Genomic DNA, 26,792 nt, shown 5'->3' on the forward strand with positions numbered 1-26,792 from the left:
GCGGAGCTCGAGCGGTTGACGGTGGTGGAGGCGGCTGACCGTTATGTGGAGCTGGTGCGGGCGCGGACGGTGACGGGGGGTTTGTCGGCGTCGACGGCTGAGGTGTACGCGCGGGACGTGGCGACGCTGGTGGAGCTGGCGGGGGCGGATCGGGTGCTGGACGATCTGACGGGCGAGGACGTGGACGCGGTGTTGCTGGCGTTCGCGCGTAAGCCTGACGGCCGCTCCCCCGCCGGGTCGGGGGGCGGGGGGCAGTCGCCGTCGTCGCAGGCGCGGTTTCGCCGGTCGGTGTCGGCGTTGTTCAAGCATGCGGCGCTGGTGGGGTGGGTGCAGGTCAATCCGATGCTGCATGCGACGGTGACGGCGAAGGAGCGGGGCGGGTTGCGTCCGCATCGGCGGGCGTTGACGCGGGAGCAGGCGCAGGGGCTGATCGGGGCGGCGCGGCGGCTGCCGGAGGAGCCGGTGGGAGCGGGCAAGCGGCGTGATCAGCGTACGGAGTTGCGTGACGGGCTGATCGTGTTGCTGCTGGCGACGGTGGGTCCGCGGGTGTCGGAGCTGACGCGGGCGAATGTGGAGGATTTCTTCACCAACGGCGGGGTGCGTTATTGGCGGATCTTCGGCAAGGGCGGGCGTACGCGGGATGTGCCGTTGCCGGATGACGTGGCGCGGGTGTTGCAGGCGTACCTGGAGCGGGGCCGGTCCGCGGGGGTGGAGGAGAAGGCGTTGCTGCTGTCGTGGCGGGGGCGGCGGCTGGCGCGGGGCGATGTGCAGGCGGTGATCGACCGGGTGCTGGCGCGGGTGGATCCGGATCGGCGGCGGTCGGTGACGCCGCACGGGTTGCGGCACACGACGGCGACGCATCTGCTGGCCGAGGCGGTGGACATGGATGCGGTGCGGCGGGTGCTGGGGCACAGTGATCTGTCGACGCTGGGGCGTTACCGGGACGAGTTGCCGGGTGAGCTGGAGGTGGCGATGCGGACGCATCCGCTGCTGCGGGGTGAGGGGTCCGGTTAGCGGGGGGTGGTGGGGGGTTTGTCGAGGCCGGTCAGCCTGGCCAGGGTGGCGAGGCCGTCGTCGGTGCCCGGCCAGTGCCGGCGCACCGCCTGCGGGCCGGCGCGGCGGACCACGGAACGCAGTACGGCGATGACGATGATGGCGTCGTCGGCGTAGCCGAGGACGGGGATGAAGTCGGGCACCAGGTCGAACGGCAGGACCAGGTAGGCCAGCAGCAGTGCGAGCCGCACGCGCACGCCGCGTGGGAGGGTGGGGTCGGCGGCCAGGCGGCGTACCAGGCGCAGCACGTCGGGCAGCAGTCGCAGCGCCTCGCGCAGGAGTGTGCCGTGGGGCCGCAGGATCGCGAGCGTGCCGATCAGCGCCAGCCAGGCGACCAGCAGTGCGGCCGTGACCCCGATCAGCAGGTCCCATTCCCATGATCCGGTCATGTCTGCTCGCTCTCCCCTGGCGTCCGGCTCAGCGCTCCGTTTCGTGCGTGATCGTCAATTGTTTCGTGTCGGGGAACCGGAGGGGCAGAACTCGGCGTGGATCACGGTCTTGGCCATGTCGAGCGAGTTGTGCCGGCCGTAGCGGTCGATGTTGATGTTGGTGGTGATCATGCGTTTGGCGTCCCGGGTGCCCATCGCGAAGGAGAACCCGCCGGTGATGCCCCAGACCTTCACCCCGCACGACGGCTGCCAGGAGAAGACGCCGGTGCCGTACGTGGTGCTGGGGGTCCAGGTGTCTTTCCAGCCGGGACCCGGACGTCCGGGCACGCCGGGATCGGCCGTGACCTGGCCCTGGAAGCCGGGCAACCGCGCGCCGCTCGTCATGTGCGCGGGCCCAGGAACAGGCCGCCGCTGGCGTCGATGACCTGGCCGGTGATCCAGCGGGCGTCGTCGTCGCGGCCTGCGGCCGCTACCGGGGCGCGAACCGGTGGCTGCCGCTGCTCGCCGGGATGTGGTTCCCGGTGACGATGGTGGCCCAGATCTTCGGCGGCTCCACGGTCTCGGTGTACGTCAGCGCGGCGTGGCTGCTCGGCGCGCACGCCCATCTCGGCCTGCGTCTCGCCGCCCGCCCCGCTGTCTGAGGCGCGCCGTGGTCCCGGGGTCGTAGGTCCAAGGTCCCGGATCATGCCCGCCCAGCGTCCGATGCCGCCGGTTCCGGCGAGCGGCATGATCGGAGCCCGGACAGCGCGGGACGCGCGGGGAGGGAGGAGCGATGACCGGACCGGACGGGCCGAGCCCGGGTGCGGCCCATCCCAGCGCGCTGAAGGGGTGTGCCAACAAATGTCCGCCGATGCCGGTGCAGCCATGACAGGCCACTGGACCCATCACGGACGAAAGGCACATCCATGTCCCCACACCAGTCCCCGGCCCGCGGCCGGAGGCCGGGCTGGAGCCTCGCGCTGCTCGCGCTCGGGCATCTGATCATCAGTCTCGATTTCACCATCATCTTCGTGGCCCTGCCCGACATCGCGGCCGATGTCGGGTTCACGCCGCACACCCTGCCGTGGGTGGTCACCGCGTACGCCGTCCTGTACGGAGGTTTCCTGCTGTTCGGCGGCCGGCTTTCCGACCTGATGGGACGCCGGCGCATGTTCGTGCTCGGCATGACGCTGTACGGTGTGGCCTCCCTGCTGGGCGGCCTGGCCACGGTGCCGGCGGTGCTGCTGGCCGCGCGCGCCCTGCAGGGTCTCGCCGGCGCGGTGCTGTTCCCGGCGGTGCTGGCCCTGGTCAACACCGCGTTCGCCGAGGGCAGGGAACGCAACCGCGCGCTGACCGTCTGGGCCATGGCGGGCGCCGGCGGGCTCACCGCGGGCGCCCTGGCCGGCGGGGTGCTCACTCAGACGCTCGGCTGGCAGGCCGTGTTCTACGTCAACGTCCCGCTGGCCGTCGCCGGCGCCGCCGCCGCGTTCGCCCTGCTGCCCCCCGACGGCCCTGTCACCCGGGGGAGCGTCGACGTGCCCGGAGCCCTGACCGGCACCGCGGGCATCACGATGCTGATCTTCGCGGTCGCGCATGGCAGCGAGGCCGGCTGGGCGCGGACCGAGGTGATCGCCTCGGCTGTCGCCGCGGTGGTCCTGCTGGCCACGTTCCTGCTCGTCCAGGCCCGCGGGCGGACGCCGCTGATGCCGCTGCGGCTGTTCCGCAACCGGGCGCTCAGCGGAGCGATCATGGTCATTCTCGTGTTCGGGCTGACGATGCAGGCCGTGCCGTACTTCCTGACTCTCTACTTCCAGGACGTCCTCGGACTGAACGCCCTGGAGACCGGGCTGGCGTTCCTCGGCCCGACCCTGTCGATCACGGCCGGGAACTTCCTCAGCGAGCGGCTGAACCATCGTTTCGGCACCCGCAGGACGCTTCTCGCCGGCATCGTCGTCAACGCCGTGGGCGCCGCGCTCCTGGCGCCGGGCATGCAGGCGGACGGGTCCGTCCTCACCGTCCTGGCCGGGGTCGTCGTCATCGGCCTGGGCATGGGCATCACGTACGAGGCCATGTGGATCGCCGCCGGCACCGGCGTCCCGGCCGGCGAACAGGGCCTCGCCTCCGGGGTGGCCTCCACCGCGCTGCAGGTCGGGACGGCCGCGGGGCTGGCGGTTCTGGTGGCCGTCGCCAACGCCGGCATCGAAGGGCTGTCCGGTCAGGCGCTGCGCGCGGCCTCCGCAGAAGGGATGCGCGTCGCCGTCCACGTCCTGGGCGCCGTCATGCTGACGGCCGTCCTGGCCGCTCTCAGGCTCCCCGGTGCGCGTGCCGGGTCCCGGCCCGCGCCGGACCCGGAAACCGCGTCCGTCCCGTGAGCATCGGCGGCGCCTGAGCCGGCGGGACCCGCCCTCCTCCGTACGGGGAGGGCGGGTCCGTCGTCGAAGGTCGAACGAGGTGCCGGGGAGGGTCCTTGAGATGGAGACATCCTGATGTTCCTCGTCGCTGCCGGAGGAGGCATCCGGCCGGATCCGCGTGACCGCCGCTTCCGGCCGGTCAGGTGGATCGGGCACCTGCCCCCATCGTGCGCCCTGATCAACCCGCGCGGCCGGACACCTCGGCGACCAGGCGCCGGCTCGGCGATGGCGGCCACGGACGCGTGGTCCAGCTTCACCCCCTTGGGCGAGGCTCGGTGTCAGGCGTCGATGGCCTGGTAGACGGTGGTCCAGAAGTCGCTCATCAGGTGGGCCGGGTCCGGCACGGTGTAGCCGAGCTGGCAGAGCAGGATGCCGGTGAGCTGGTTGGCCGGGTCGGCGTAGGCGGAGGTGCCGCTGCCGCCATCCCAGCCGAACTGGCCGACGGGCGCGTAGTCGCCGCGGTAGGTGCGCACCGCCATGCCCAGGCCCCAGCCGCCCTGCTGGCCCTGGCCGAAGGAGATGTGCACGGCGTTGCGGGCCAGCGCGGTGCGGGCGGCGTTCTGCTCCGGGGTGAGCCGGTTGGTGGTCATCAGCTCCACCGCCGGCCGCGACAGGATCCGCCGGCCCTCGTGAACCCCGCCGTTGAGCAGCATCCGGAAGTAGGCGTGATAGTCGTCGGCGGTGGAGACCAGGCCGCCACCGCCGCCCTGGAACGCCGGCGGCTTGCTCCACCGGCCGCCGGCGGGCTCGTCCCACACGAGGAACTCACCCGTGGCCGGGTCGGGGGCATACAGGGCAGGCAGCCGGTCGATCCGGTCGGCGGGCACGTGGAAGCCGGTGTCGGCCATGCCCAGAGGCTCGAAGATGCGCTCACGCAGGAACTCCCCGAAGCTCTGGCCGGTCACCCGGGACACCAGCACGCCGGCCAGGTCGCTGCTGATCTGGTACTGCCACTGCTCGCCGGGCTGGTGCATCAGCGGCAGCTCGCCCAGGCGGCGCATCCACTCGTCCTGCTCGGGCACCTCGGCCGGCAGGTTCGGCGTCAGCCCCCGCTCGAAGACGGCGTTCAGGATCGGGGTGCCCAGCGCGGTCATGTCCATACCCAGGCCGAACGTGGAGGTCAGCACGTCCCGCACGGTGATCGGGCGGCGGGCCGGCACCGTGTCGTCCAGCCCGGCGTCGATGCTCCTGAGCACCTGCCGGCCCGACAGCTCCGGCAGCCACGGGTCGACCACGTCGTCCAGCCGCAGCCGGCACTCATCCAGCAGCACCATCGCCGCCGCGATCGACACCGGCTTGGACGTGGACGCCATCCGGAAGATCGTGTCCCGGCGCATCGGCGCGCCACCGTCATGCCGCATCGTGCCCAGCGCCTCCACGTGCGTCTGGCCGCCCCGGCTGACCAGGGCCACCAGCCCGGGGATCTTCCCCGAATCGACATGCCGGGCCAGCACCTCACGCAGCCTGCGCAGCCCGGTCGTGGTGAAGCCGGTGTTGTTCTGTCCCATGGTGGACTTCCTCATCTGTGATCGGTGTGGCCCGGTGCGCGGGCGCCGGGCCGTTCATGACGTCCACGATCGCCGGGCGCCCTGATATCGGGCCGTCACCGTCCTGACACGGCCGCTGGCACGCGCGGCCTGGGCACCCGCGAACCCGGCGGGACACAGCGGGCAGGAGGCGACATCGCGGGATACGCAGGTCACGGCCCGGATGCGGTCATTGGCCGGTCTTTTGCCGTCCTGCGGGTGCCCTGGAGAGGGCTGCCTGGCTACCGGCGGCCATCCGGGAGAGTGACGAGCCCGCCTTCGTAGGCCGCGATGACGAGCTGAGCCCGGTCGCGGGCGTGCAGTTTGGCCAGGAGGCGGCCGACGTGTGTCTTGACCGTGCCGACGGTGAGGCGGAGGTGTTCGGCGATCTCGGAGTTGGACATGCCCTTGCCGATGAGGGTGAGCACCTCTCGCTCGCGTTGCGTGATGTCGCCGAGGTCTCGTACGAACGGGGCGGGGTGAGCGCCCCGCAGGAACTCGGCGATGAGCCGGCGGGTCACGGAAGGGGCCAGCAGCGCCTCGCCGGCGGCGACGATCTGGATGGCGGCCAGGAGCTCGGTCGCAGTCGCGCTTTTGAGGAGGAAGCCGCTCGCACCCGCTCGTAGCGACGCGTACAGGTATTCGTCGAGGTCGAAGGTGGTGAGGATCAGCACGCGGACGCCGGCGCTGTCCGGGTGCGCGCAGATGCGCCTGGTCGCCTCGATGCCGTCCATGTCGGGCATCCGCACGTCCATGAGGACGACGTCGGGCCGCCGCCGGCGGGCCAGGAGCACGGCTTCGGCGCCGGTGCCCGCCTCTCCCACGGTGGCCAGCCCTGGCGTGGTGTCGATGAGGACTTTGAGGCTGTCGCGTACCAGCACTTGGTCCTCGGCGAGCAGGACCCGGACGGGCGGCGGGGACGGGTCGTGCGGAGCGTCGTCGTCGACGGTCATGTCATGGCGCCGCTCTGGTCGTAAGGCAGTCGAGCCGCTACGCGAAAACCTCCCTCGGGCCGGCGGCCTGCGCTGAAGGTGCCCCCGTACATCTTGGCCCGTTCACGCATGCCGATCAGGCCGTGTCCGCCGTGGCTCGCTCGCGGCGGCCGTCCGTGGCGGGGGCCGTCGTCGACGACCTCGATCGCGGCCTCCCGCCCGTCGATGTCCACGGTGACCGCGCAGCGGGTGGGCGCCGCGTGGGTGATGACGTTGGTCAGAGCCTGCTGCACGATGCGGTACACCGACATCGCGACCGCGGCAGGCAGCTCGGCTCCTTCGCGGACGGTCAGGTCCACCTCGACCCCGGCGCAGCGGGCGTGGGCGGCCAGTTCGGGCAGCTCCGCCATGCCGGGAACGGGCAGATGGGCCTGCTGGGGGTCGCTGTCGGAGCGCAGGAGGCCGAGCACTCGGTGGATCTCGGTGAGCGTGCTTCGGCTGGTCTGTTCGATGACGGTCAGCGCGGCGCGCACCTCCTGCGGCCGGGCGTCGGCGACGTGGTTGGCCACGGTGGCCTTGACGGCGATCAGGCTCATGCTGTGGCCGATGACGTCGTGCAGTTCGCGGGCTATGCGCATGCGTTCGTCGGCCACGGCCGCCTCGGCGAGGTGCCGGACGAGGTGGGCGGTCGTGTCCCGTTTCCAGCGGACAGCCGTCCCGACGGCCCATCCGGCGGCCAGGAGCACACAGATCACGCCGATCTCGATCGGCCAGGCCGGCGGCAGCTCGCTGGGCGCCGCCGCGGGCTCGAGGCCCGGGAACACCCGCTCGTAGAAGATCAGGACTGCGATCACCGCGGCTGACGCGCACGTCGCCAAGCCCGCCACCGACCACGCGACCGAGGCTGTGGAGGCCACCAGGTACAACACGAGCACGGTGGGCACGAACGTCACCCAGATGGCGCCTGCCGCGACAGCGCCGGCCACGGTCGCCAGCACGCCCGCGGCGCACGCGAGAACGAGCACAGCGCGCGGGCGGCGCCGCCGGACGGCGACGGGCAAGCTCACAGCCGCCGCGACCGGCCAAGCCGACCAGGCGGGCCACCACGACGACGGTCCCGGCGGGTCAACGATGGCGTATCTCATGATCAGCGCCACGACGGCCGCCGTTGCCGCGTCGGCGGCACCCCGCCCATCGAGCCGCCGCCCAGCCCACTCCATGACGGCACGTTATCGCCCCACCGGATCGCCCGGCATCTGCCCACGGTCGGACCTTCCGCATCCGTCTGGGGTCGTACCACTGGCTCGGTCCTGGCGACCAAGATGCGACCTGAGCCAGACGCGCCTCCACCGCGGCGCCCATCACCATGCTGATGCGCCCGGCATCCCCAGCCGAGGCGCGCGCCGCCGGCATCGACAAGACGGGCAGGAACTCATGACGTTTGATCTTCAGGGGCGATTCACGCGATGGCGGCAGTCCGCTGTGGACCGGCGCGCCGCCAACGCCACGGCCGACCTGGGCCGGCCACACCTGTTTCCCGGACGATGGGTGAGCGCCATCTCGCTGATCGGCGGCCCCATACTGATCATGACGGGAACTCTTCTGCGCTCCCCGTTCCACTTCTTCGTCCCTCACCAACTCGCCGCCTACACCCGGCACCCCGCCCTCGTCACCGCCGCCTACACCTGCTTCGCCGCCGGGTTCGTCCTCCTGTGGCCGGCGGTCATGACGCTGGCGCAACGGATCGCCGCCACCAGCCCGCTGTGGGGACTGTGGGGCGGCTGCCTGGTGATCGTCGGCCTGTTCACCCGGACCTTCCAGTTCGGCACTGATCACCTGGCCTTGCACCTGACTGACGGTTTTGGCCTGCAGACGATGCTCAAGGGCATCGACGACTACTACACGGCGTGGGGAGATACGCGCTGGCATCCGTTCAAGGCCATGTCCGGACCGGCGTTCTTCGGCTGGGTCGTGCTGGCCATCGGCGCCTATCGCTCCGGCGCCCTGGGGCTGGGCCGCTCGGTCGCACTCGGCCTGATGTCGGTGCTCGCGCTCGGGCCACTCAAAGGCACCCAAGTCCCGCAGTCCTTCATCGCCGTGGGCGGCCTCTGCGTCGCTTTCATCCCCCTGGGCATCTCCCTGCTGCGCAGCGGCCCCCCGCCGACCGGACGCGCCATGGTCTGGGTCGTGGTCCTCATCGTCGTGCACATCCTCATGACGGCCTACGGCCCAAGGGGATAGGGCGACGGCCAGGTCCGTTTCCGGCCGATGCCGGCTCCCTTGAGGGAGTCGCTGACCGGCGGCCGGAGAAACACCGGCCGGGAGCTCTGCGTGCCCCTGGCGGGACCTCGCGGTGGTTCGCGTGCCACGAGCGTGGGTCATCGTGCAGGGCGAACTGCGGACGATCCAGTACGTCACTGCTGCGGCTCCGTCAGGCGGACCGGGTCCGTGTGCGGCGAGTCAGTCGAGCAGCGCGGTCGCCTCGACCTCGACGAGCACGTCCGGCTCGAAGAGGTACTCCACACCGATGAGGCTGGCCGGCGGCATGGGAAGCGGGAGGCCGATCTCTTCGGCGACGGCCTCCACGCCGGCCATGAAGTCGCCGATCTTGTCCGGGCTCCACCGGGTCACGTAGAACGTCAGGCGCAGCACGTCCGCGAACGAGGCGCCCGCGCCCGCCAGGCCGAGGGCGGTGTTCCGCAGTGCCTGGGCGACCTGCCCGGCAAGATCGCCTGGGGCCACCGGGGTTCCGTCGGCCTGGCGGGCGACCTGGCCGCTGACGTGTACGTGAGTCGCGCCCTTGCCGACGGCCACGTGGTGGTACGGGGTGGGCTGCATCATGCCTTCCGGCGTGAAGTGCTGGACAGTCATCCCTTTTCTCCTTCAAGTAGGTATCCGTACGATATCTAGTACAAAAAGGACACTTCAACGAGACCAGGTTTCGCCATGGATACCGACGGAGAACTCCGCATCGACGCCCCCCACCGCGAGCTCCTCGATCAGGTGCTCGACAAGTGGTCCCTCGGCGTGCTCAACGAGCTCTGCGAACGCCCCTGCCGCTTCAACGAGCTGCGCCGGGCCATTCCCGCGGTCACGCAGAAGTCCCTGACCGCCACTCTCCGCCGGCTCGAACGCAACGGCGTGATCGAACGCGAGGTCGTCTCCACGCGTCCGGTGGCGATCAGGTACCGGATCACACCGCTCGGCAAGACCCTGCGGCAGCCCGTTGACGTCCTGCTGGCGTGGGCCTCGGAGCACATGCCCGCCGTCGAACGCGCGCGCGACGCCTTCGACACACGGGAGGAGACCAGCCTCTGAGCGCCCCGCTTCACGCTGGTCCACGGCCCGGAGCGTGCCGGGCCGCGGTACCCGCTCGGCGGCGGAGGTGCGGGGAGAAGGCCCAGGGCCATGAAGGCGCCCGCGAGGGCTGCGAGTGTCTTCACCCCCATGCCTGCTTTCCTCTCCCCCATGTGAGGGCGAGGAGAAGGCGGGCAGGGGCGTGGTGAGGATCCGCGCGGGTCAGGGGCGGCGGTGCAGGAGCATGCCGGGCCACTCCCCCACCGTGAAGGGGGCTTCGCGGGTGAAGCCACAGCTTTCGTAGTACGCGACCAGGCGGCCGTCGTCGCCGGCGTAGCAGTCGACGCGCAGGAGGTTCAGGCCGCGCTCGCGGGCCTGGCCGGCGGCGTGGTCGAGGAGGGTGCGGCCGACGTCGTGGCCGGCGTGGCGGCGGTCGATGACCAGGGCCTGGACGTAGAGCTCGGGCTCGGGGGCGGGGGTGACGTAGTCGTGGGCGTCCCCGAGGACGATGCAGCCGGCGGGGTCGCCGTCGCGTTCGGCGACGTACATGCCGCCGCCGAAGGCCCAGCGGGTGACCTGGTCGGTACGCCGGGGATTGCCGGTGAAGGGCTGGTCGCCCCATTGGCCGGTGCGGCCCCGGGCGGCGAGCCAGGCGACGGCGCTGTCGAACATGGCCAGAACGGCGGTGACGTCGTCGGGGGTGCCGGGACGGATGTGCACGTCGGGTGTGTTCCTCGCAAAAGGGTGGGTCAGGCGTTGTCGTCGTGAAGGGCGCTGCCCTTCTTCCACTGGGAGAAGGGCATCTGCCAGTAGCCCCAGCCGTTGTCCCATTCGAGCTGGCGGTCGGTGCCGGTGATCTCGACGACGTCGCCGCGCTGCATGGTGTCGTAGAACCAGCGGGCCTGGTCGGGGCGGGCGTTGACGCAGCCGTGGCTGACGTTCCTGCGGCCCTGGGCCCACACGTTGTCCTTGGCGTGGACGTACTCGCCCGAGTTGGAGATGCGGACGGCATGGTTGATCATGACGTCGTAGTAGCCCTCGTCGCCCTTCTTGCGGCCCGGGGAGATCATGCGGACGGGGTTGCCGCGTTCCATGGTGAGGTGGACGCCGGAGGTGGTGGTGTACTCGCGGGTGGTGGCCATGCCGGCGCTGATGCGCATGGTCTGGACGCGCTTGCCGTCCTTGTAGACGTACATCATGTGGGTACGCGTGTCGACCTTGCTGATCTGCTTGGCGCCGATCTTGAGGTTCGCGGTGTAGTCCTTGGTGCCGTACAGGCCCTTGCCGGCCTTGATGCCGGTGATGCCGGCGGTGAAGGTGACCTTCTGGTGGGCGGGCCAGTACTTCGCGGTGCGGTAGATGACCTTGCTGTCGTTGACCCAGCGCCAGGCGCCGTCGACGGGCTTCTCCGCGTCGATCTTGAGGGTGCGCTCGATGGTGGCCTTGTTGGTGACGGGCTGGTTGAAGGTCACGATGATGGGCGCGCCGACGCCGAGGGTCTCGCCCTTGGCGTTGGGGGTGACGTCGATGACCTGCAGGGAGCGCTCGGGCTTGGCGGTGGTGAAGGTGCTGGTGGAGGTGGTGGCGCCGGCCTTGGCTGTGACGGTGTAGTCGGTGGAGGGCTTCAGCGGCGTCCTGGAGATCCAGCGGGTCTTGTCGGCGTTGTAGCGGCCCTGGATCTCGTCGCCGCCGGCCTCGACCGTGACGTCCTCCAGGGCGCCGCCGGCGGCGGCCACGACGATCTTCTTGTCGGGGCTGACGGTGGCGCTGCCCTCGGCGGGGCTGATCTTGACGACGGGGGCCTCGGGAGTGGCGCTGGTGGTGGCGTCGGACGCGTCAGGCCGGCCGCCCGCGGCGTTGTCGCCGGACGACGAGCAGGACGTGGTCAGCACGGCGGCAGCCAGCAGGGCGAGCGGGACGGCCGGTGTCCGCCAGGCGGTCGCAACGTTCAAGACTGTCCTCTCCCCCGGGGCGGTCAATCACACCCCAAAAACCTTAATGCTCCTGCATGTAAGACGAGGAATCATATGGGAGAGTTCGGTCACATTTAGATCACTGTTCGCCGATCGGAGCAGCTCAACGCGGGGTCAGGCGATAGGTCAGGCCGGTGTGCCGGCGGCCGGCTCCCTTGGTGCGTACGGCCTGGGCCAGCGCCCGGCGGGAACCGACGATCACCACGAGCTTCTTGGCGCGGGTGATGGCCGTGTAGAGCAGGTTGCGCTGCAGCATCATCCAGGCGCTGGTGGCCAGCGGCACGACGACCGCCGGGTACTCGCTGCCCTGCGAGCGGTGGATGGACACGGCGTAGGCGTGGGCGAGCTCGTCGAGCTCGTCGAAGGCGTAGTCGACGTGCTCGTCCTCGTCGGTGAGCACGGCCAGCTTGTGCTCGTCGGGCCGGATGTCGGTGACGATGCCGACGGTGCCGTTGAACACCCCGGCCGCGCCCTTGTCGTAGTTGTTGCGCAGCTGGGTGACCTTGTCGCCGACGCGGAAGACGCGCCCGCCGTAGCGGCGTTCGGGCATGCCCTCACGGGCGGGGGTGAGAGCCTCCTGCAGGGCCATGTTGAGCGCGCCCGCGCCGGCGGCGCCGCGGTGCATGGGGGCCAGGACCTGTACGTCGCGGCGGGGGTCGAGGCGGAAGCGGGCGGGGATGCGGCGCGCGACGACGTCGACCGTGAGGGCGGCGATCTCCTCCGGCTCCTCGCAGGGGAACAGGAAGAAGTCCTTCATCCCCTCCAGGACCGGGTGGCGGCCGGTGTTGACCCGGTGGGCGTTGACGACGACGCCGGACTCCTGGGCCTGGCGGAAGATCTGGGTCAGGCGCACGCGCGGGATCTCGGGCGCGGCCAGGAGGTCCTTGAGCACCTCGCCGGCGCCGACGGAGGGCAGCTGGTCGACGTCGCCCACGAACAGCAGATGGGCGCCCGGGGCGACGGCCTTGACGAGCTTGTTGGCCAGCAGCAGGTCGAGCATCGAGGCCTCGTCGACGACGACGAGGTCGGCGTCGAGAGGATTGTCGCGGTCGAAGGTGGCCTCGCCGCCGGGGCGCAGCTGCAGCAGCCGGTGGACGGTGGTGGCCTCGTGGCCGGTCAGCTCGGCCAGGCGTTTGGCGGCGCGGCCGGTGGGAGCGGCCAGGATGACCTTGGCGCGTTTGGCGCGGGCGAGGGTGACGATGGACCGTACGGTGAAGCTCTTGCCGCAGCCGGGGCCGCCGGTCAGGACGGCGACCTTCTCGGTGAGCGCCAGGCGGACGGCCTGGCGCTGCTCCGGCGCGAGCTCGGCGCCGGTCTGGCGGTGCAGCCAGGTCTCCGCGCGTTCCCAGTCGACGTCGGCGAAGGCCTTGAGCCGGTCGTGGCCGCTGCGCAGCAGGGTGAGCAGGGTGCCGGCCAGGGACAGCTCGGCGCGGTGGAAGGGCGGCAGGTAGACGGCGGGGACGGTGTTGTCGCCGGCGGGGACGTCCTCGCCCACGACGCCCTCGGCCGCGGCCAGCTCCTGCAGGCAGGTGGCCACCAGGTCGGGGGGCACGTCGAGGATCTTGACGGCGTCGGCGGTGAGGTTGGGGGCGGGCAGGTAGCAGTGGCCGTCGTCGGCGGCCTGGGACAGGGTGTAGCGCAGGCCGGCCTTGACCCGTTCGGGGCTGTCGTGGGGGATGCCGACGGCCTGGGCGATGGTGTCGGCGGTCTTGAAGCCGATGCCCCAGACCTCGTCGGCCAGCTTGTAGGGCTGGGTGCGCACGACGGAGATGGACGACTCGCCGTACTGCTTGAAGATGCGCACCGCGATGGAGGTCGACACGCCGACGCCCTGAAGGAAGATCATCACCTCTTTGATGATCTTCTGTTCCTCCCAGGCGGCGGCGATCATCCTGGTGCGCTTGGGCCCGAGGCCGGGAACCTCGACGAGGCGTTCCGGCTGCTGCTCGATGACGTCGAGGGTGCCGGTGCCGAAGTGGTCGACGATCCGCTCGGCCATCTTGGGGCCGATGCCCTTGATGAGGCCCGAGCCCAGATAGCGGCGGATGCCCTGCACGGTGGCAGGCAGCACGGTGGAGTAGGACCACACCTCGAACTGGCGGCCGTAGCGGGGATGGGAGGTCCAGCGCCCCTGCAGCCGCAGCGACTCCCCGACCTGCGCGCCGAGCAGGGGGCCGACGACGGTCAGCAGGTCGGCACCGGTGCGCTCGGTGGCGACGCGGGCGATCGTGTAGCCGGTCTCCTCATTGGCGTAGGTGATGCGTTCGAGGACGGCGTCCAGCGTCGATCCGACGGGACGGTCGTCGTCGCCAGACTTCACGCGAAACCCCTCTCCTGCCGGTGATGGTGGCCAGAGTAGAGCAGGCGGCCGACAGGGGCGGAAGCGGAGCGTCTGTTCTGGTGGGGGCGCGTCGGCAAGTGGCTGCAGTTCGCCGGGGGGCTGGTCGCGCTCCTGGACCTGGTCGATCCGGAGAAGCTGCGGGCCTCGGCGCGCAGGGCGGGCAGGAAGGCCGCCGGGTTACGCGGGCTGCTGCAGGCGAGCCGCTATCTCGCGGAGCTCGCCGCCCTGGAGAGGGCCGTCTACGAGCGGACGGTCCGCTATCCGTACGAGTCGTGGCGAGGCCAGGGGCTCGCGTACGTCGATCCCGGGACGCCGCCCGCGACCTTCGGGCGGGGGCACTTCCCGCTCGCCGCGTATCTGCGGATGAAGGAGGCGTTCGTCAGGGAGCGGAGCGCCTCCTGCGGGGCCGGGTGCGGCCAGGGCGAGCCGCATCCGTGGCTGTGCGGCGGGGTGGTGGTCACGGGCGGCTGGGCGGTGTGGGCACTGACGGCGAGCCCGGTGTGGACGTGGATCGCCGGGGTGGTGCTCGTCCTGGTCCTGTCCGGGGGTGGTGAGCCGTTCTGGCTGGAGAGGTCGGGGCTGTGGCTCAGGTACCGGGTCTCGGTCCTCGTACGGTCGGCGCTCGCGGACGTCCTGCACAGTGCGCGGCCCGGCCATCTGCTGCGGTGGGCGGGGTTCGCGCTGTTGTTCGCCGGTTTTCACCTGGATCTTCTCGCGTCGTGAGCGGACCCTGACAAGACGGAACGGATCGTCTCACGACGTGGTACGATCCGGCGCATGGCCAAGCAGCCCGACCCCGCCCGCCGCAGCCAGCGCTCCCGGCAGGCCATCCTCACCGCCGCCCGCGAGCTGGTCTCCGAACTGGGATACGCCAAGCTGAGCATCGAGGCCATCGCGGCCCGGGCGGGCGTCGGCAAGCAGACCATCTACCGCTGGTGGCCCTCCAAGGGCGCGGTGGTCCTGGACGCGTTCCTCGCGCTCAGCGAGGGCGGGCCCGAGCGGGACCTCGCGCTGCCCGACACCGGGGACCTGGAGGCCGACCTCAAGACGGTGATGCGGGCGACGGTGGCCGAGTTCGCCGACCCGGCGTTCGAGGCGCCGGTCCGCGCGCTCAACACCGAGATCATCAACGACCCGGCGCTGGCCGCGCAGTACCGCGAGAAACTGGCCGGCCCGGTGGACGAGGCCAAGAAGGACCGGCTGCGCAGCGCGCAACGGGCCGGGCAGCTCGCCGCCGACGCCGACCTCGACCTGGCGCTCGAACTGCTGTACGCCCCCCTCTACCAGCGCTGGCTGCTGCGCTCCGGCCCGCTCACCCCGCACTACGCCGACGCCCTCGTCGACGCCCTGCTCAAAGCCATGCGGCCGGACCCGGGCCCGCGCTGAGAGGCGGAGGTCAGCCGAGGTCGCCGAGGACCGCGTCCAGGACCTTGGTCAGCGCCTCGGCGTTGCCCGGGTCGAACCAGGTGGTGCGGACCCGTTCGTTGAGGCCGTTCGGGGTCTCGTGGTCGGCGGCGAGCCGCTGCAGGGAACGGGTCTCGTCCCCCAGCGAACGGCCGGCCGCCTGGAACAGGCCGCGGACGTAACGCTCGGCCTCGTCGGGGGCGATGCCGTGGCCGGCCGCCCACGTCGCGAGCGTCCCCAGGAACGCGTAGTGGGTCGTGAGCGTGCCGGTCAGCGCGGACATGACGTTGAAGGCCGCCTCGTCCGCGGCCGGCAGCGCCTCCCCGAGGCGGCCGAAGAAGGCGTCCACGACCGGGTGCGACGGGTACGTCACGGTCACGCAGCGGCGTTCACGCACCGGAGGAAGCGGGATGGCCCGCACCACCGGCGCGCCGGTGCCCAGGATCGCGCGCAGGTCGGCGACGGCGACGCCGGCCACCACGCTGACCACGACCGTGCCGTCGTCCACCCTCAGACCGGCGAGCGCGTCGTGGACGTCAGGGCGGCGCACGGCGAGGATCACCAGGTCGGAGCGGTCAACCACCTCCTGGTTGCCGGCGCACACCTCGACGTTGGCGTAGCGTCCGGACAGCTCGGCGGCCGCGCGGGCGCCGCGCGGCGACAGGTGGACGCGCGGCGGATCCTCGACGCCGTCGCTCAGGCCGTCCACGACGGCCCCGCCGATCTCGCCGACGCCGATGATCCCGATGTGCTGCACGAAGGCTCCTTCTTGGCTGGTCACGGGCCGCTCATGGGTGACCGCTGTCGAACATACCGTTCGACGCCGAGGACCTTGACGAGGACGGCAGCCAGGACCTTGCCGGGGCCGTCATGCACGTCGCCAACAGCGCGCAGTTCCTGCCCGGCGCCGGCCGGTTGACGACGTCGTGCAGGCGCGGCGCCCGTTACGGCGAGGGAGGGTGAGGCCACGTGCGCTATTCGACGACCCTGGAGCCGAGCCGCCGTGGTAGCGCCGATCGGTCCCACCCGCATCACGTCCAGCAGCGCCACCACCTCCGAGTACGGGGGTCAGCCTGCTCCCCCGCCAGAGGAGACGGCACCATCGTCATCCGCCCTGCGGCCAGAACCCGGCCCGGCTGCGGCTCGGATCACGAAGCGGCGTGTCCCGGCGCACCCGTGGGCGTCGCCGAAGGGAGTCAGCCGACCTCCGGTGCGGCCAGATGATTCAGCGTGGGCGGCCGAGTGCCACCTCGGCCAGATCCGTCCATTCATCGACCGAGGAGTGCGGCACGACCACCCAGTCCTTCACCTCCCGGCCCTTCCCCATGGGGTCGAACAGGGACGCCCCGGGCAACTGAAGCGCGGCCGCGTGTTCGGGCGTGTCCCTGACCAGCCTGAACACCATCGCGCCGTCACGCTGCAAACTCGCGAACACCTTCCCCGCTTGGTCTTTGAGCGCGGGACGCCCCATCATTCTGGACCGCTGCACACCCAGGTCGGCCAACTCGGCTCCGACCTGCTTGAAATCCTCTTCCGCGCCCAACTGCGATCGTCCTTTTCGTGGTGTGCTTTCGCGTCATGCCGTGCGATCAACGCCGCTGGCCGATCAGGCGTGAGGCCGATCCGGCGGCGAGGTTGACGTGCCTTGCCGCGACGCCCGGCATCACGGGGCCGTGCGGCGTTACCCTGTCGCGGTTCAGCTTGATCATCCTGTGCATCATTCCAGACCTGTTGGCCTGAATTCCCCTGGCTCCGGCCGGCCGCCACTCAGTTGATCAGTGGGTACGGCGGCGCGTCGGCCTCGCCGGCGCTCTCCTCACGGCGTTCGGCGCCGGCCGGATCCGAGGGGGCGCCCCAGTGCTTCTCGGTCTGGCGCCAGCCCGGCGAAGGGCTGTCCGGGTCGCCGCGCCGTCCTGATCGCTCATGTACATGACAAAAGGCGATCATCACGTACAGGAGAGTAGATGTCATGGATGGGCTCGCCAGCCGGCCGGACCGATGGCGCGCGATGCGCATGGACCGCATCAAGCCCCACACGCCCACGCACCCCCCTCGACCGGGCTCAGCCGTCCTCGCCTGGCCCGCCTCCACCGTCGCCCGCTTCGCCCCAGGCGGATCAACAGTCGAGTACCACACCGAGACCACGTGCCGCCTCACCCTCGGCACATGGTCATACCGCCGCTAAGCGGCGGCGCGAATGTTCATGGCGGCGAAGCTACCCATGCTGTCACCCTGACCGACGGCACCAGCGGGATCGTTTCGTGGACAGGCGTGAAGTTCCGGGTCAGCAGAGGGAGCACGGTGCCGGTGCGGGCGGCGCCGCCAGTGACCTGCGGCTGGGACACGGCGGTCCAGGCGCACACGATGGGCACATGCCGAAATGATGGCTGTCGGGCGTACATAGGCAGAGGTGTCCCTGTAAATGATCCGATGAGGAGACCTGCCATGGGAACCGCCCGTGGATGACGAGCGGCGGGCCAAGTTCGAGGCCGCCTACCACCAGGCCTACGGCCTGATCACGGCCTACGCCGCGCGCCGCTGCGACTCGCCGCAGGACGCCGCCGACGTGGTGGCCGAGACGTTCACCGTCGCCTGGCGGCGGGTGGCGGAGCTGCCGGACGGCGCGGAGGCCACGCCCTGGCTGTACGGGGTGGCGCGCAAGGTGCTGGCCAACCACTTCCGGGGCGACAACCGCCGCCGGGCACGCACCGCCGAGCTCGACGCCGAGATGGCCGACCTGTACGGCCACTCCCCCGACACCGAGGTCGAGCTGGACGCGATCGGCCGGGCGTTCAGGAGCCTGCCCGAGGAGGACCGGGAGCTGCTGTCCCTGGTCGCCTGGGAGGGCCTGGGCCGTGAGGAGATCGCCACGGCGCTGGGGCTGTCGCGCAACGCCGTACGCATCAGGCTGCACCGCGCCCGCAGGCGCCTGGCCCGCGCCTTGGCCCGTTCGGGCGAGCGCGCGGACGAGCGGCCGGGCGCGGGCACCCCGCTGGTCCCGTCGGAGAGGTCGCTGTGAGGAGCATGATGAACAACGCAGACGAGATCACCGACGACACCGGCGGCCTCGCCGCGATCAGGCGGCTGGCCAGGGTCGAGCCCGGCGGCCGGGGCGGCGAGCCGTCCGGCGCGGCCGGACGGGCGCTGCTGGCCGCGATCACCGCGCAGGAGCCGTCGCCGGCGCCGGCGGCCCGGCGCCGGCGGTCGCTGAGGCGGCCCGCGTTCGGGCTGGCGGTCGCGGTCGGGGTGGCCGCGGGCGTCATCGCCGTACCGATCGCGCTGCGCGACGGCGCGCCCAGCTCCTACGCCGTCACCCTGGACGACGGGACCGTCACCATCCAGATCCGCGACTTCGACGACGCCGCCGGGCTGGAACGGCGGCTGAAGGAGCTGAAGGTGCCCGCGACGGTCGATCACGTGCCCGAGGGCATGATGTGCAGGGAACCGCGCGGCAGGCTCGTGGAGAACATCCCGCGGGGCCTGTACAGCGTGCCGGAGAACATCCCCGGCGAGGCGGAGGGCTGGCAGATGCGGATCAACACGAAGCTGTTCGGGCCCGGCCAGACGTTCGTGTGGACCATCAGCGGCAAGGGCGGCACGACCACGACGTACCTGATGGAAGGCCCGGTGGCGGCCTGCGAGCCCGTGCCCGCGCCCGCCCCGCGGCTCGTCAAGCCGGAGTTCCGCGTCGCGACGGTGGAGGGACGGTCGCTGGCGGGCCTGCGCGTGGACGAGAAGACCGTCGGAGAGGTTCTGCCCGAATTGCACAGGCGCGGCAAGAAGGTCGTCTTCGCGATCATCTCCGTGCCGCCGGGCAACCCCGGCGGGTACGGCATCGACCGCACCCAGGACGAGCCCGTCGGCGACGGCTTCGTCGTGTGGGAGGCCGAGGAGAACGCGAAGGGGGTGATCAGGCTGCTGGTGACGGAGCAGCGGCTGGACCGCAATCCCGTCTACGGCGGGCCCCGGGACGCGGCCTTCGACTAGGACGGCCCGGAGGTGCGCCGCCGGTGGCTCGCCAGCAGTTCGCCGCCGACGTCGACGTAGCCGGCGAACAACCCGATGACGTCGTCGAGCCGTTCCCGCGCGGGGCCGGGGGCCACCAGTCCCTGGCCCTCGCGCAGGGCGGCGATCAGGGTCCTGGCCCGCGCCTGGCTGGCCTCCAGCAGGGACTCGATCCCTCCAGTGGCCTCGACCAGGAGCCGCCGGCTGCCGGGCTGCGGGATCACCCTGGCCAGCCCCCAGGAGGCGAGCTGCCGTACGGCCGTGCTCACCGCCCCCTTGCTGAGTTCGAGCTCGGCGGCGATCGTGTCGTGCGAGACCGGCTCCTCGCCGAGGAGCAGCAGCCCGTAGACGCGGCCGGTCGCGTGCGGCAGGTTCCAGGAGGCCAGCAGGTCGCCCACCGAGGTGATGAACGCCCCGCGCCCGGCGGCGCTCATCGCCGCGCCCCGATCGCGGCCAGGAACGTCTCGATCGCCTCGTTGACCGCCTCCGGGTTGTCCTGGTTGGCGATGTGGCCCGCGTCCGGCACGACGACCTCCTCGACGCCTTCGGCCGCGGCCCAGCGGGGCATGGCGGAGGCGATGTTGCCGGTACGGTCCCGCTCGCCGCGGATCAGGCACAACGGCACCGGCGTACGGTAGCCGGGCTCCGGGGCGAGGAGGGCGACGGTGGCCCGCCATGCCTGGAGGAACTCCTTCTTCGACAGCCCGCCGAAGGCCCGCCGGGCGTCGTCGCGCGCCTCCGGGGTGACGGCGGAGGCAGCGGCCATGAGCGGCGGGAGCGCCCTGGCCGGGATGGCCGCCAGCAGCGGCGCGGCGGACCGCAGCAGGAGACGGTCCCACCGGGACAGCGGCGCGGTGTTCCACGTCGCGCCGATGACGACCAGGGCCCGGGCGAGGCCGGGATGCCGCCGTACGAGGGCCTGGCCGAGGTTGCCGCCGAGCGACTGCCCCACCAGCACCGGCCGGTCGAGTGCCAGGTGCTCGATCAGCGCGCGCAGGTCGGCGAGCGCCTGCCCGGCGGTGAACGGGACGGCGGACGGGCGCGAGAGGCCGTGGCCGCGCAGGTCCCAGACGACGACGCGGTGGCCCCGCGCACGCAGGTGCTCGCGCTGGGCCTGGAACATCACGTGGTCGGCCCCGGCCCCGTGGGTGAACACCAGCGGGACGCCGTCGCCGCCGCTGTCGGCGTAGCGCAGGTCGCAGCCGTGGAAGGGAAGCACCGACGGTAGATTCAGCATTCTCTGAATATAGTGAACATTCCCGTCCGGCCGGACCGGGACGCAGTATGGTGGGCGGCGCGGAGACTGGGCGAGACGCGCCGGAGGCCCGATGATCACCACAGTGTCGGCGGACGGCACCGGCGTCCGCGCCTACGACGACGGGCAGGGCCCCCCGATCCTGATGGTCCACCCGGGGCTCTCCGACGGGACCCGGTGCCGCAGGCTCGCCGCGATCCTGTCCGGCGGCGGCTATCGGGTGCTGCGCCTGGAGCGCCGGCAGTACCGGCTCGACCTCAGGCCGGGGCCGCCCGTCGGGATCGAGCAGGAGGTCGAGGACGTGCTGGCGCTCGTACGGGCCGTCGGAGCGCCGGTCGTCCTCTACGGCCACTCCTCCGGAGGGGTCGTGGCGCTGGAGGCTCTGGTGGCCTCGCCGTCGTCGTTCGCCGGAGCCGTGATCTTCGAGCCGCCCGTGGTCACCGGGCCGCCGCTGGGCGGCGAGGTGCTGAAGCAGGCCCGCGCGGCGATGGCGGCGGGCCGGACGGGCAAGGCGCTGACGATCTTCCTGCGTGACACCGTCGGCCTGCCGGGCCGGCAGGCGTGGCTCGGCGGCGACCGCAGCCCCGCGCACCTCGCCGGACGGCTCGACGCCCTCGCCGGCGTGATGCCGCGCGCCGAGCGGGTGACGCTCCCCGGGCTCGACCACGGCGCCGACCTGAGAAAACCCGGGGAGGTCGCCCGCGTCATCCGGCAACTGGCCGAACAGGTGCTGGGCCCGGCCTGACCCCGCCTACCCTTGCCCTTGTCGCAGCGAACCGCGTGACCGGAGGAGCTGATGCTCCTCCCCCTCCTAAACGAGGGGGATTCCGACCGTCGCCGGTCGGTCTTCCTGCTTCACCGCCGATCGCCCGCCCGAGAGGAGGACTCCCGTTTGAGGTCTTACACCAGCTCCACAGGCGTTTCAGCTCTCCGCCGGCCCGGCGGCGAGCAGCATGTTCTGCGCCGCGTTCACCTCCCGATCATGGATCGCACCGCAGGCACAGGTCCACTCGCGGACGCTCAACGGCATCTCTTCCCGCAGGGCCCCGCAGACCGAGCACAACTTGGAGGAGGGAAAGAACCGGTCCACCACGACCAGGGTGCGACCGTACCAGTCCGTCTTGTACTCCAGCATGCGCAGCAGCTCCCGCCAACCGGCATCGGAGATGGCGCGGGCGAGCGCATGATTCTTCAGCAGGTTGCGGACGGCCAGGTCCTCCACGGCGATCACTTGATTCTCGCGAACCAGCCGGGTGGTGACCTTGTGCAGGTAGTCGCGCCTGCGATCGGCGATCCGGGCATAAATCTTCGCCACGCGCAGCCGGGCCTTGGCCCGGTTGTTCGATCCTTTCTGTTTGCGGGCCAGTGCCCGCTGTGCTTTGGCCAGTCTGCGCCGTTCGCGACGCTCGTGACGCGGGTTGGCGATCTGCTCGCCGCACGACAGCGTGAGCAGGGCGGTGAGGCCGGCGTCCACGCCGATCGACCGCTCGACCGGCGGCAACGGCGCGATCTTCTCCTCCACCAGCAAGGACACGAACCACCGCCCGGCCGCGTCCCGGCTCACGGTGACCGTGGACGGCTCGGCTCCCTCGGGCAGCGGGCGCGACCATACGATGTTCAGCGGCGCGTTCATTTTGGCCAGGGTGAGCCGGCCGTCGCGCCAGCGGAACGCCGAGCGGGTGTACTCGGCCGACGCCCGCGACTTCTTCTTGCTCTTGAACGTCGGGTGCTTGGCCCGTTTGGCGAAGAAGTTCGCGAACGCCGCTTGCAGATGCCGCAGGGTCTGCTGCAGCGGCACCGACGACACCTCGTTCAAGAACGCCAGCTCGGGTGTCTTCTTCCAGGCGGTCAGCGTCGCGGACGACTCGGTGCAGGAGACGCCGCGGCCTTCCTGGGTGTAGGCGCGAATCCGCTCCTCCAATGCCTTGTTGTAGACCAGGCGCACGCAGCCGAACGTCCGGACAAGCTCCTCGGCCTGTTCGGGGGTCGGGTAGAAGCGGTACTTGTAGGCCCGCTTCACCAGCTGCGCCATTCCCCGATCCTAGGTGCGAGATCACCCGCGCACCGGCCGATCCCAGAAGACAACGGCGGTCCGCCTGGCGGCGTATCGCCTGCTCCTGCCCTGCTTCGCAGGAGTCCGATTCCTCCCCCGCCTGAAGGCGGGGGTTTCCTCGGAGGTACCTGATGACGGCAGGGCGGCCGGTGCCCACCCAGGACGACGTGCTCGCCTACTTCGACACGCTGTCGAACTGGGGACGGTGGGGCGACGACGACGAACTCGGCACCCTGAACCTCATCACCGGCGACGTCCGGGTGGCGGCGGCGCGGGCGGTGCGTCACGGCAGGAGCGTGTCGTGCGCCTGGGAGGTCGCCGTACCGGAGGAGATGGAGCGGACGACGACCGCGTGCCCGTGCGCCGCCGACATGCCGGGCGCCGAGAACATGCCGGCGCCCGGGTTCCGCAACGACCGGAGCTGGGGCTTCTCGACCGAGCGGCTCGCCATCACCTTCCACGGCAACACCGTCACCCACCTCGACTCGCCGTGCCATATCTTCTGGGACGGCACGATGTACAACGGGCGCCCGCATGCGCTGGTCGACGCCGCGACGGGATCGGCGTGGGCGGCCGTCACGGCGGCGGCGAACGGGATCATCACCCGTGGCGTCCTGCTGGACATCGCCGGAGCCCGCGAGGTGCCGTGGCTGGAGCCGGGGCAGGGCGTGTGCCCCGACGATCTCGAGGAGGCCGAACGTCGCCAGGGTGTGCGGGTGCGATCCGGCGACGCGGTGCTCCTGCGTACCGGCCAAGGCCGCGCCCGGCACGAGAACGGCCCGGCGGGCGGCTTCACGCAGGCCGGCTGGCACGCCTCCTGCCTGCCGTGGCTGCACGAACGGCAGGTCGCGCTGATCGGTGCCGACACCCCGCAGGACGTTCAGCCGTCGGGGTACGACGACGTGCTGATGCCGGTCCACGCCGTGAGCCTCGTCGCGATGGGCCTGTGGATGCTCGACAACTGCGACCTGGAGGCGTGCGCGGCGACGGCCGCCGAACTCGGCCAGTGGGACTTCCACCTCACCGTCGCGCCGGTCCGCCTCGCCGGCACGTCCGGCAGCCCGGTCAACCCGATCGCCACCTTCTGACCGCGGCTCACCCCTGCGCGGTGATGGGTGAGGCGTTAGGCGGATGCTGGATCACGCATACCGGGATCACCCCGTTACTGCGACACGCTCCTGGCACCTCCCGGTGCTGTCAGGCAGGTGGCGCGGACGTGGGTCCCAGGGCGCGGATCGCGAGATCGATCGCGGTGGTCAGACGCTCGGTGCCGTGGCCGGCGCGTTCCCGCACCCGCAGGCCGAGCACCGTGGTGAACAGCAGCTCCACGGCGTCGTCGATGTCGAGACCGGCGGACAGTTCGCCACGGCCACGGCCCTCGGCCAGCACGGACCGCAGGGCCTGCCGGGTGACCTCGAAGGCGGCCTCGGTCTGCTGACGGACCGTTTCGTCGGTGGTGCCGAGTTCCGTGGGCCTCCAGACCTGGATGATCAAGTCCGCCCCGCGGGCGGTGGAAGCGGCCTCCTCGCTGTGGGTGGCGGTGTTCAACCTGTCCATCGGCCTCGGCGCGCTGGTCGGCGGCGTCATCGTCGACACGCTCGCCCTCCAGGGCGTGCTGTGGCTCGGCGGTGCCTGCGCCCTGCTCGCCGCCCTGGCGATCTGGACTGCCCGCAACGACGCCCGTCACTGACCGAACCCTTCACCGAGCCCACAGGGTGCTGGCTCGCCCGTGTACGGCTTATGCGGGTGCGCGTGATGCCGGAGAACGAAGAAGCCGTTCCGCGTAGAGGGTGGTGACAACGAGTGCGGCTGCGACGAGCAGGTTCCAGCGGATGCCGGTGATCATGAGCGCGGACTCGGTGCCGTGGGTGAGATTCTCAATGGCTCGCTGGAGTGCGGCCAGGCCGAGGAGCGCGGCCGTTGCCAGGGTGATGTGGCGTCGTGCCCGATGCGTGGCGACGGTGCCCGCCGCTGCCGCCAGGGCCACCAGGACGATCAGGACACCGTCCACCTCGGCCTTGCACGACCATGCCCACGGATGGTTCCACAGCACCTCGGCCGGCTTCGTGCCGAGGACCCATCCGGCAGCGCCCGAGGCCGGCCGGAGTGAGGCCCATCCGGCCGTGACCGCCGACGCCGCCATGGCGAGCGCCCAGAAGACGGCTTCCGGTCGGGCCGGGGAGCTGGGCGAACGCGCGGTGAGCAGCAACGCGATGAGGGCGGCGGCATACCACGTCACCGCCGCCCAGTGCGGTGCGAAAGGGAGGTGTCCAGCGCTGTCGGTGTGGTGGGTCTCGGAGGGGAGCCGGAGCATGAGAGCAGCTGAGATCGCCGCTGTTCCCAGGGCTACGCTGTGGCGCGGCGCCGCGAGAAGGAGGCAGGCCAGGACGGCGGGCAACATCAGCTCGGCCCACGAGAGCAGGTTCCCCCACGGCGTGACCGTCATGAGGGAGGGGCCTGCTCCCTCGATTCCACCGCAGATCCCGAGGACCAGTTCCGCTGCGGTGACGCCGGACGTCTTCAGCAGGACCGGCGCGGATGCGGCCAGCACGGCTCCGGCCCGAAGGAGGCCGGGAATGAGCCGCGGGCCCACAGCCGGCGGCTGCGTCACGGGATCTCCTTGTCTCGTTCACAGATGGCCGGACTGGGCTGATCACAAGATCCGGTCCGTCCGCTCATCGCGGGGAGGACGGGGTCGCGGTGCCGGCCGATTCGAGGGCGATGACCTGTTCCAGAGCGCGGCGCAGCACGGCGACCTGGTCCTCGCCGAGCAGCCGGGACCATCGTTGCTCGGCGTCCGCGAGGATCCGGGCGGCCGCGGCCTGGGCCGCCCGGCCCTGGCCGGTCAACCGGATGATCTTGGCACGGCGGTCGGCCTCGTCGGCGACCCGTTCGAGGTAGCCGTGCTCCTCCAGTTCGCCGACGAGTTCGCCGATCGCCTGCTTGGTGAGTCCGGCGCGTTCGGCGAGCGTGGTGAGCCGCGAGCCTTCGGGGTCGATGTTCCGGAAGACCGAGCCGTGGACGAACCGGATCCCCTCGAACCCTTCGTCGGCCAGCCGCCGGTGAAGTCCCTCGATCGCGATGTCCCTGACCTGGGTGAGCAGGGTCGGGAGGGGCAGCTTCGGCTCAGGTCGCCGCTCCCGTGCTCCTGAACGGGGCGTCATGGTCGTGCGGTCCTCTTTCCGGGCGGATTCGTCAGGCTGCTTGACGATATCAGGCGAAGCGATGGTAAGGTCGCTTGACTGTTAGGCCGCTTGACTACTTTCTGGAGGACGACATGCCCGGTATTGCCGAACGGCGCGAGCAGTTCGCCGCGATGTTCACCCGCCCCTTACCCGCCGGCGTCGACTCCTCGGCGACGACACTCGGCGGGCGGCCGGCACTGGAGCTGCGGAGGACGGCGGGCGAGGACGTCCTGCTGTACCTCCACGGCGGTGGGTTCGTGGTCGGGTCACCGCGGGTCACCGCCCACGTCACCGCCGCGCTGCTGCGCCACCTGGACGGCCGGGCGGTCTCGCCCGACTACCGGCTCGCGCCCGAGCACCCGTTCCCGGCCGCGCCCGACGACTGCCTGGCGGCCTACCGCGAACTGCTGGACTCCGGCGTCGACCCCCGCCGGCTGGTGGTCGCGGGCGACTCGGCCGGCGCCGCGCTGGCCGTGGTCACCCTGACCCGTGCCAGGGACGCGGGCCTGCCGATGCCTGCGGCGGCGGTCCTGTTCTCGCCCGCGGTCGATCTGACCCTCAGCGGCGCGAGCATGCGCTCCAAGGACGGGGTGGACCCGTTCTTCGCTCCGGCCGACCTCGCCTGGCTCTTCGAGCGGTACCTCGCCGGCGCCGACGGCGCGGCCCCCGAGGCGAGCCCGGTCTTCGCCGACCTCACCGGGCTGCCGCCCCTGCTGATCCAGGCCGGTTCGAGCGAGCTCCTGCTCGACGACGCCGTACGGCTGGCCGGACGCGCCGGGGCCGACGAGGTCGCCGTGACGCTGGAGGTGGTCCCGCGTCAACCGCACGTGTTCCAGCTCGACGACCGATCGGCCGAGGCGGCGGCGGCGCTGGAGCGCGCCGGCCGGTTCCTGGCCACCCGCCTCGGCGGGGGCGAACAGAATCGATCATGAACGGCGGAACGCGGCGTCACGGACCACCGGCGGCCGACCGGCCGCAAGCTCGCCGGC

Annotated in this window: 29 protein-coding genes and 1 pseudogene; 12 read left to right on the plus strand and 18 right to left on the minus strand. The window is 71.5% G+C overall.

What is annotated here, in order from left to right; all coding sequences use genetic code 11:
- The first annotated feature begins 21 nt into the window (after positions 1-21).
- The gene (locus tag Nocox_RS21745; protein ID WP_246649883.1) at positions 22-1,014 is read left to right on the plus strand and encodes a tyrosine-type recombinase/integrase; all 993 of its coding nucleotides are present in this window, start codon (positions 22-24) and stop codon (positions 1,012-1,014) included.
- On the opposite strand, the gene Nocox_RS21750 is transcribed toward Nocox_RS21745, so the two are convergent.
- Complete coding sequence (locus tag Nocox_RS21750; RefSeq protein ID WP_020546929.1) at positions 1,011-1,442, minus strand: YkvA family protein; 432 nt, start codon at positions 1,440-1,442, stop codon at positions 1,011-1,013. The two genes, Nocox_RS21745 and Nocox_RS21750, sit on opposite strands and share 4 nt — an antisense overlap.
- A gap of 54 nt (positions 1,443-1,496) precedes the next feature.
- Complete coding sequence (locus Nocox_RS21755) at positions 1,497-1,826, minus strand: hypothetical protein (protein WP_157383434.1); 330 nt, start codon at positions 1,824-1,826, stop codon at positions 1,497-1,499.
- A 521-nt stretch (positions 1,827-2,347) separates the two neighbouring features.
- On the opposite strand from Nocox_RS21755, the gene Nocox_RS21760 reads away from it, so the two are divergent.
- Positions 2,348-3,793, plus strand: coding sequence for an MFS transporter (locus tag Nocox_RS21760; protein ID WP_020546932.1), 1,446 nt, complete (start codon positions 2,348-2,350; stop codon positions 3,791-3,793).
- 317 nt (positions 3,794-4,110) lie between these two features.
- On the opposite strand, the gene Nocox_RS21765 is transcribed toward Nocox_RS21760, so the two are convergent.
- The 3 genes from Nocox_RS21765 to Nocox_RS21775 form a co-directional block, all read right to left on the minus strand.
- Positions 4,111-5,340 carry a serine hydrolase domain-containing protein gene (locus Nocox_RS21765; protein ID WP_219495487.1) on the minus strand — a complete coding sequence of 410 codons (1,230 nt, stop codon included), beginning with the start codon at positions 5,338-5,340 and terminating at the stop codon, positions 4,111-4,113.
- 260 nt (positions 5,341-5,600) lie between these two features.
- Complete coding sequence (locus Nocox_RS21770) at positions 5,601-6,311, minus strand: response regulator (protein WP_020547395.1); 711 nt, start codon at positions 6,309-6,311, stop codon at positions 5,601-5,603.
- Positions 6,308-7,510: a sensor histidine kinase gene (locus Nocox_RS21775; RefSeq protein ID WP_033411383.1), complete on the minus strand. Its 1,203-nt coding sequence runs from the start codon at positions 7,508-7,510 to the stop codon at positions 6,308-6,310. The genes Nocox_RS21770 and Nocox_RS21775 overlap by 4 nt, the downstream gene beginning before the upstream one ends.
- A 262-nt stretch (positions 7,511-7,772) precedes the next feature.
- On the opposite strand from Nocox_RS21775, the gene Nocox_RS21780 reads away from it, so the two are divergent.
- Positions 7,773-8,531 carry a hypothetical protein gene (locus Nocox_RS21780; RefSeq protein WP_020547397.1) on the plus strand — a complete coding sequence of 253 codons (759 nt, stop codon included), beginning with the start codon at positions 7,773-7,775 and terminating at the stop codon, positions 8,529-8,531.
- A 219-nt stretch (positions 8,532-8,750) separates the two neighbouring features.
- Here the strand turns inward: Nocox_RS21780 and Nocox_RS21785 are convergent, their stop codons facing one another.
- Positions 8,751-9,161, minus strand: a complete 411-nt coding sequence (locus Nocox_RS21785; protein WP_020547398.1) for a RidA family protein — start codon at positions 9,159-9,161, stop codon at positions 8,751-8,753.
- Between the two features lie 75 nt (positions 9,162-9,236).
- Here Nocox_RS21785 and Nocox_RS21790 point away from each other — a divergent pair, with 75 nt between their 5' ends.
- Positions 9,237-9,608 carry a winged helix-turn-helix transcriptional regulator gene (locus Nocox_RS21790; protein WP_020547399.1) on the plus strand — a complete coding sequence of 124 codons (372 nt, stop codon included), beginning with the start codon at positions 9,237-9,239 and terminating at the stop codon, positions 9,606-9,608.
- Positions 9,609-9,809: 201 nt separating this feature from the next.
- Here the strand turns inward: Nocox_RS21790 and Nocox_RS21795 are convergent, their stop codons facing one another.
- The 3 genes from Nocox_RS21795 to recD2 all read right to left on the minus strand — a co-directional run bounded on the left by Nocox_RS21795 (position 9,810) and on the right by recD2 (position 13,880).
- Positions 9,810-10,307: a GNAT family N-acetyltransferase gene (locus tag Nocox_RS21795; protein WP_020547400.1), complete on the minus strand. Its 498-nt coding sequence runs from the start codon at positions 10,305-10,307 to the stop codon at positions 9,810-9,812.
- Positions 10,308-10,336: 29 nt separating this feature from the next.
- Positions 10,337-11,539: a L,D-transpeptidase gene (locus Nocox_RS21800; RefSeq protein WP_020547401.1), complete on the minus strand. Its 1,203-nt coding sequence runs from the start codon at positions 11,537-11,539 to the stop codon at positions 10,337-10,339.
- Between the two features lie 124 nt (positions 11,540-11,663).
- Positions 11,664-13,880, minus strand: coding sequence for an SF1B family DNA helicase RecD2 (recD2, locus tag Nocox_RS21805; protein WP_020547402.1), 2,217 nt, complete (start codon positions 13,878-13,880; stop codon positions 11,664-11,666).
- 384 nt (positions 13,881-14,264) lie between these two features.
- On the opposite strand from recD2, the gene Nocox_RS21810 reads away from it, so the two are divergent.
- Together Nocox_RS21810 and Nocox_RS21815 are read left to right on the plus strand one after the other, a co-directional pair.
- Positions 14,265-14,624 (plus strand): hypothetical protein, encoded by a 360-nt coding sequence (locus tag Nocox_RS21810; RefSeq protein WP_020547403.1) that lies wholly within the window; start codon positions 14,265-14,267, stop codon positions 14,622-14,624.
- Positions 14,625-14,678: 54 nt separating this feature from the next.
- Positions 14,679-15,287, plus strand: coding sequence for a TetR/AcrR family transcriptional regulator (locus Nocox_RS21815; RefSeq protein WP_020547404.1), 609 nt, complete (start codon positions 14,679-14,681; stop codon positions 15,285-15,287).
- A gap of 10 nt (positions 15,288-15,297) precedes the next feature.
- On the opposite strand, the gene Nocox_RS21820 is transcribed toward Nocox_RS21815, so the two are convergent.
- From Nocox_RS21820 to Nocox_RS21830, 3 genes are all read right to left on the minus strand, one after another.
- The gene (locus Nocox_RS21820; protein WP_020547405.1) at positions 15,298-16,062 is read right to left on the minus strand and encodes a pyrroline-5-carboxylate reductase; all 765 of its coding nucleotides are present in this window, start codon (positions 16,060-16,062) and stop codon (positions 15,298-15,300) included.
- Between the two features lie 468 nt (positions 16,063-16,530).
- A complete protein-coding gene (locus Nocox_RS21825) occupies positions 16,531-16,848 on the minus strand; it encodes a hypothetical protein (protein ID WP_020547406.1) in 318 nt (105 codons plus the stop codon).
- Between the two features lie 224 nt (positions 16,849-17,072).
- Complete coding sequence (locus tag Nocox_RS21830) at positions 17,073-17,255, minus strand: hypothetical protein (protein WP_157383486.1); 183 nt, start codon at positions 17,253-17,255, stop codon at positions 17,073-17,075.
- A 508-nt stretch (positions 17,256-17,763) separates the two neighbouring features.
- Between Nocox_RS21830 and Nocox_RS21835 the strand changes: the two genes are divergently transcribed.
- Together Nocox_RS21835 and Nocox_RS21840 are read left to right on the plus strand one after the other, a co-directional pair.
- Complete coding sequence (locus Nocox_RS21835; RefSeq protein WP_020547408.1) at positions 17,764-18,324, plus strand: RNA polymerase sigma factor; 561 nt, start codon at positions 17,764-17,766, stop codon at positions 18,322-18,324.
- Positions 18,325-18,329: 5 nt separating this feature from the next.
- A complete protein-coding gene (locus tag Nocox_RS21840) occupies positions 18,330-19,292 on the plus strand; it encodes a hypothetical protein (protein WP_157383487.1) in 963 nt (320 codons plus the stop codon).
- Here the strand turns inward: Nocox_RS21840 and Nocox_RS21845 are convergent.
- Both Nocox_RS21845 and Nocox_RS21850 read right to left on the minus strand, forming a co-directional pair.
- Positions 19,289-19,744: a GbsR/MarR family transcriptional regulator gene (locus Nocox_RS21845; RefSeq protein ID WP_020547410.1), complete on the minus strand. Its 456-nt coding sequence runs from the start codon at positions 19,742-19,744 to the stop codon at positions 19,289-19,291. The two genes, Nocox_RS21840 and Nocox_RS21845, sit on opposite strands and share 4 nt — an antisense overlap.
- Positions 19,741-20,547 (minus strand): alpha/beta fold hydrolase, encoded by an 807-nt coding sequence (locus tag Nocox_RS21850; protein WP_026215205.1) that lies wholly within the window; start codon positions 20,545-20,547, stop codon positions 19,741-19,743. The genes Nocox_RS21845 and Nocox_RS21850 overlap by 4 nt, the downstream gene beginning before the upstream one ends.
- Positions 20,548-20,638: 91 nt before the next feature.
- Between Nocox_RS21850 and Nocox_RS21855 the strand changes: the two genes are divergently transcribed.
- On the plus strand, positions 20,639-21,310 hold the full coding sequence (locus Nocox_RS21855) for an alpha/beta fold hydrolase (protein ID WP_020547412.1): 672 nt from the start codon (positions 20,639-20,641) through the stop codon (positions 21,308-21,310).
- A gap of 66 nt (positions 21,311-21,376) precedes the next feature.
- On the opposite strand, the pseudogene Nocox_RS21860 reads toward Nocox_RS21855, so the two are convergent.
- Positions 21,377-22,597: pseudogene (locus tag Nocox_RS21860) on the minus strand (RNA-guided endonuclease InsQ/TnpB family protein).
- A 152-nt stretch (positions 22,598-22,749) separates the two neighbouring features.
- Between Nocox_RS21860 and Nocox_RS21865 the strand changes: the two are divergent.
- Positions 22,750-23,706: a cyclase family protein gene (locus Nocox_RS21865; protein WP_246649489.1), complete on the plus strand. Its 957-nt coding sequence runs from the start codon at positions 22,750-22,752 to the stop codon at positions 23,704-23,706.
- A 109-nt stretch (positions 23,707-23,815) separates the two neighbouring features.
- Here Nocox_RS21865 and Nocox_RS21870 read toward each other — a convergent pair whose 3' ends face one another.
- Positions 23,816-24,112, minus strand: a complete 297-nt coding sequence (locus Nocox_RS21870; protein ID WP_020545658.1) for a TetR family transcriptional regulator C-terminal domain-containing protein — start codon at positions 24,110-24,112, stop codon at positions 23,816-23,818.
- On the opposite strand from Nocox_RS21870, the gene Nocox_RS21875 reads away from it, so the two are divergent.
- A complete protein-coding gene (locus tag Nocox_RS21875; protein WP_211212765.1) occupies positions 24,105-24,308 on the plus strand; it encodes an MFS transporter in 204 nt (67 codons plus the stop codon). The two genes, Nocox_RS21870 and Nocox_RS21875, sit on opposite strands and share 8 nt — an antisense overlap.
- 48 nt (positions 24,309-24,356) lie before the next feature.
- On the opposite strand, the gene Nocox_RS21880 is transcribed toward Nocox_RS21875, so the two are convergent.
- Together Nocox_RS21880 and Nocox_RS21885 are read right to left on the minus strand one after the other, a co-directional pair.
- A complete protein-coding gene (locus Nocox_RS21880; protein ID WP_020545660.1) occupies positions 24,357-25,229 on the minus strand; it encodes a hypothetical protein in 873 nt (290 codons plus the stop codon).
- A 64-nt stretch (positions 25,230-25,293) separates the two neighbouring features.
- The gene (locus Nocox_RS21885) at positions 25,294-25,782 is read right to left on the minus strand and encodes a MarR family winged helix-turn-helix transcriptional regulator (RefSeq protein WP_020545661.1); all 489 of its coding nucleotides are present in this window, start codon (positions 25,780-25,782) and stop codon (positions 25,294-25,296) included.
- A 113-nt stretch (positions 25,783-25,895) separates the two neighbouring features.
- Here Nocox_RS21885 and Nocox_RS21890 point away from each other — a divergent pair, with 113 nt between their 5' ends.
- Positions 25,896-26,735, plus strand: coding sequence for an alpha/beta hydrolase (locus Nocox_RS21890; RefSeq protein WP_020545662.1), 840 nt, complete (start codon positions 25,896-25,898; stop codon positions 26,733-26,735).
- Positions 26,736-26,792 lie beyond the last annotated feature (57 nt).

Source organism: Nonomuraea coxensis DSM 45129 (assembly GCF_019397265.1).
GTDB lineage: Bacteria > Actinomycetota > Actinomycetes > Streptosporangiales > Streptosporangiaceae > Nonomuraea > Nonomuraea coxensis.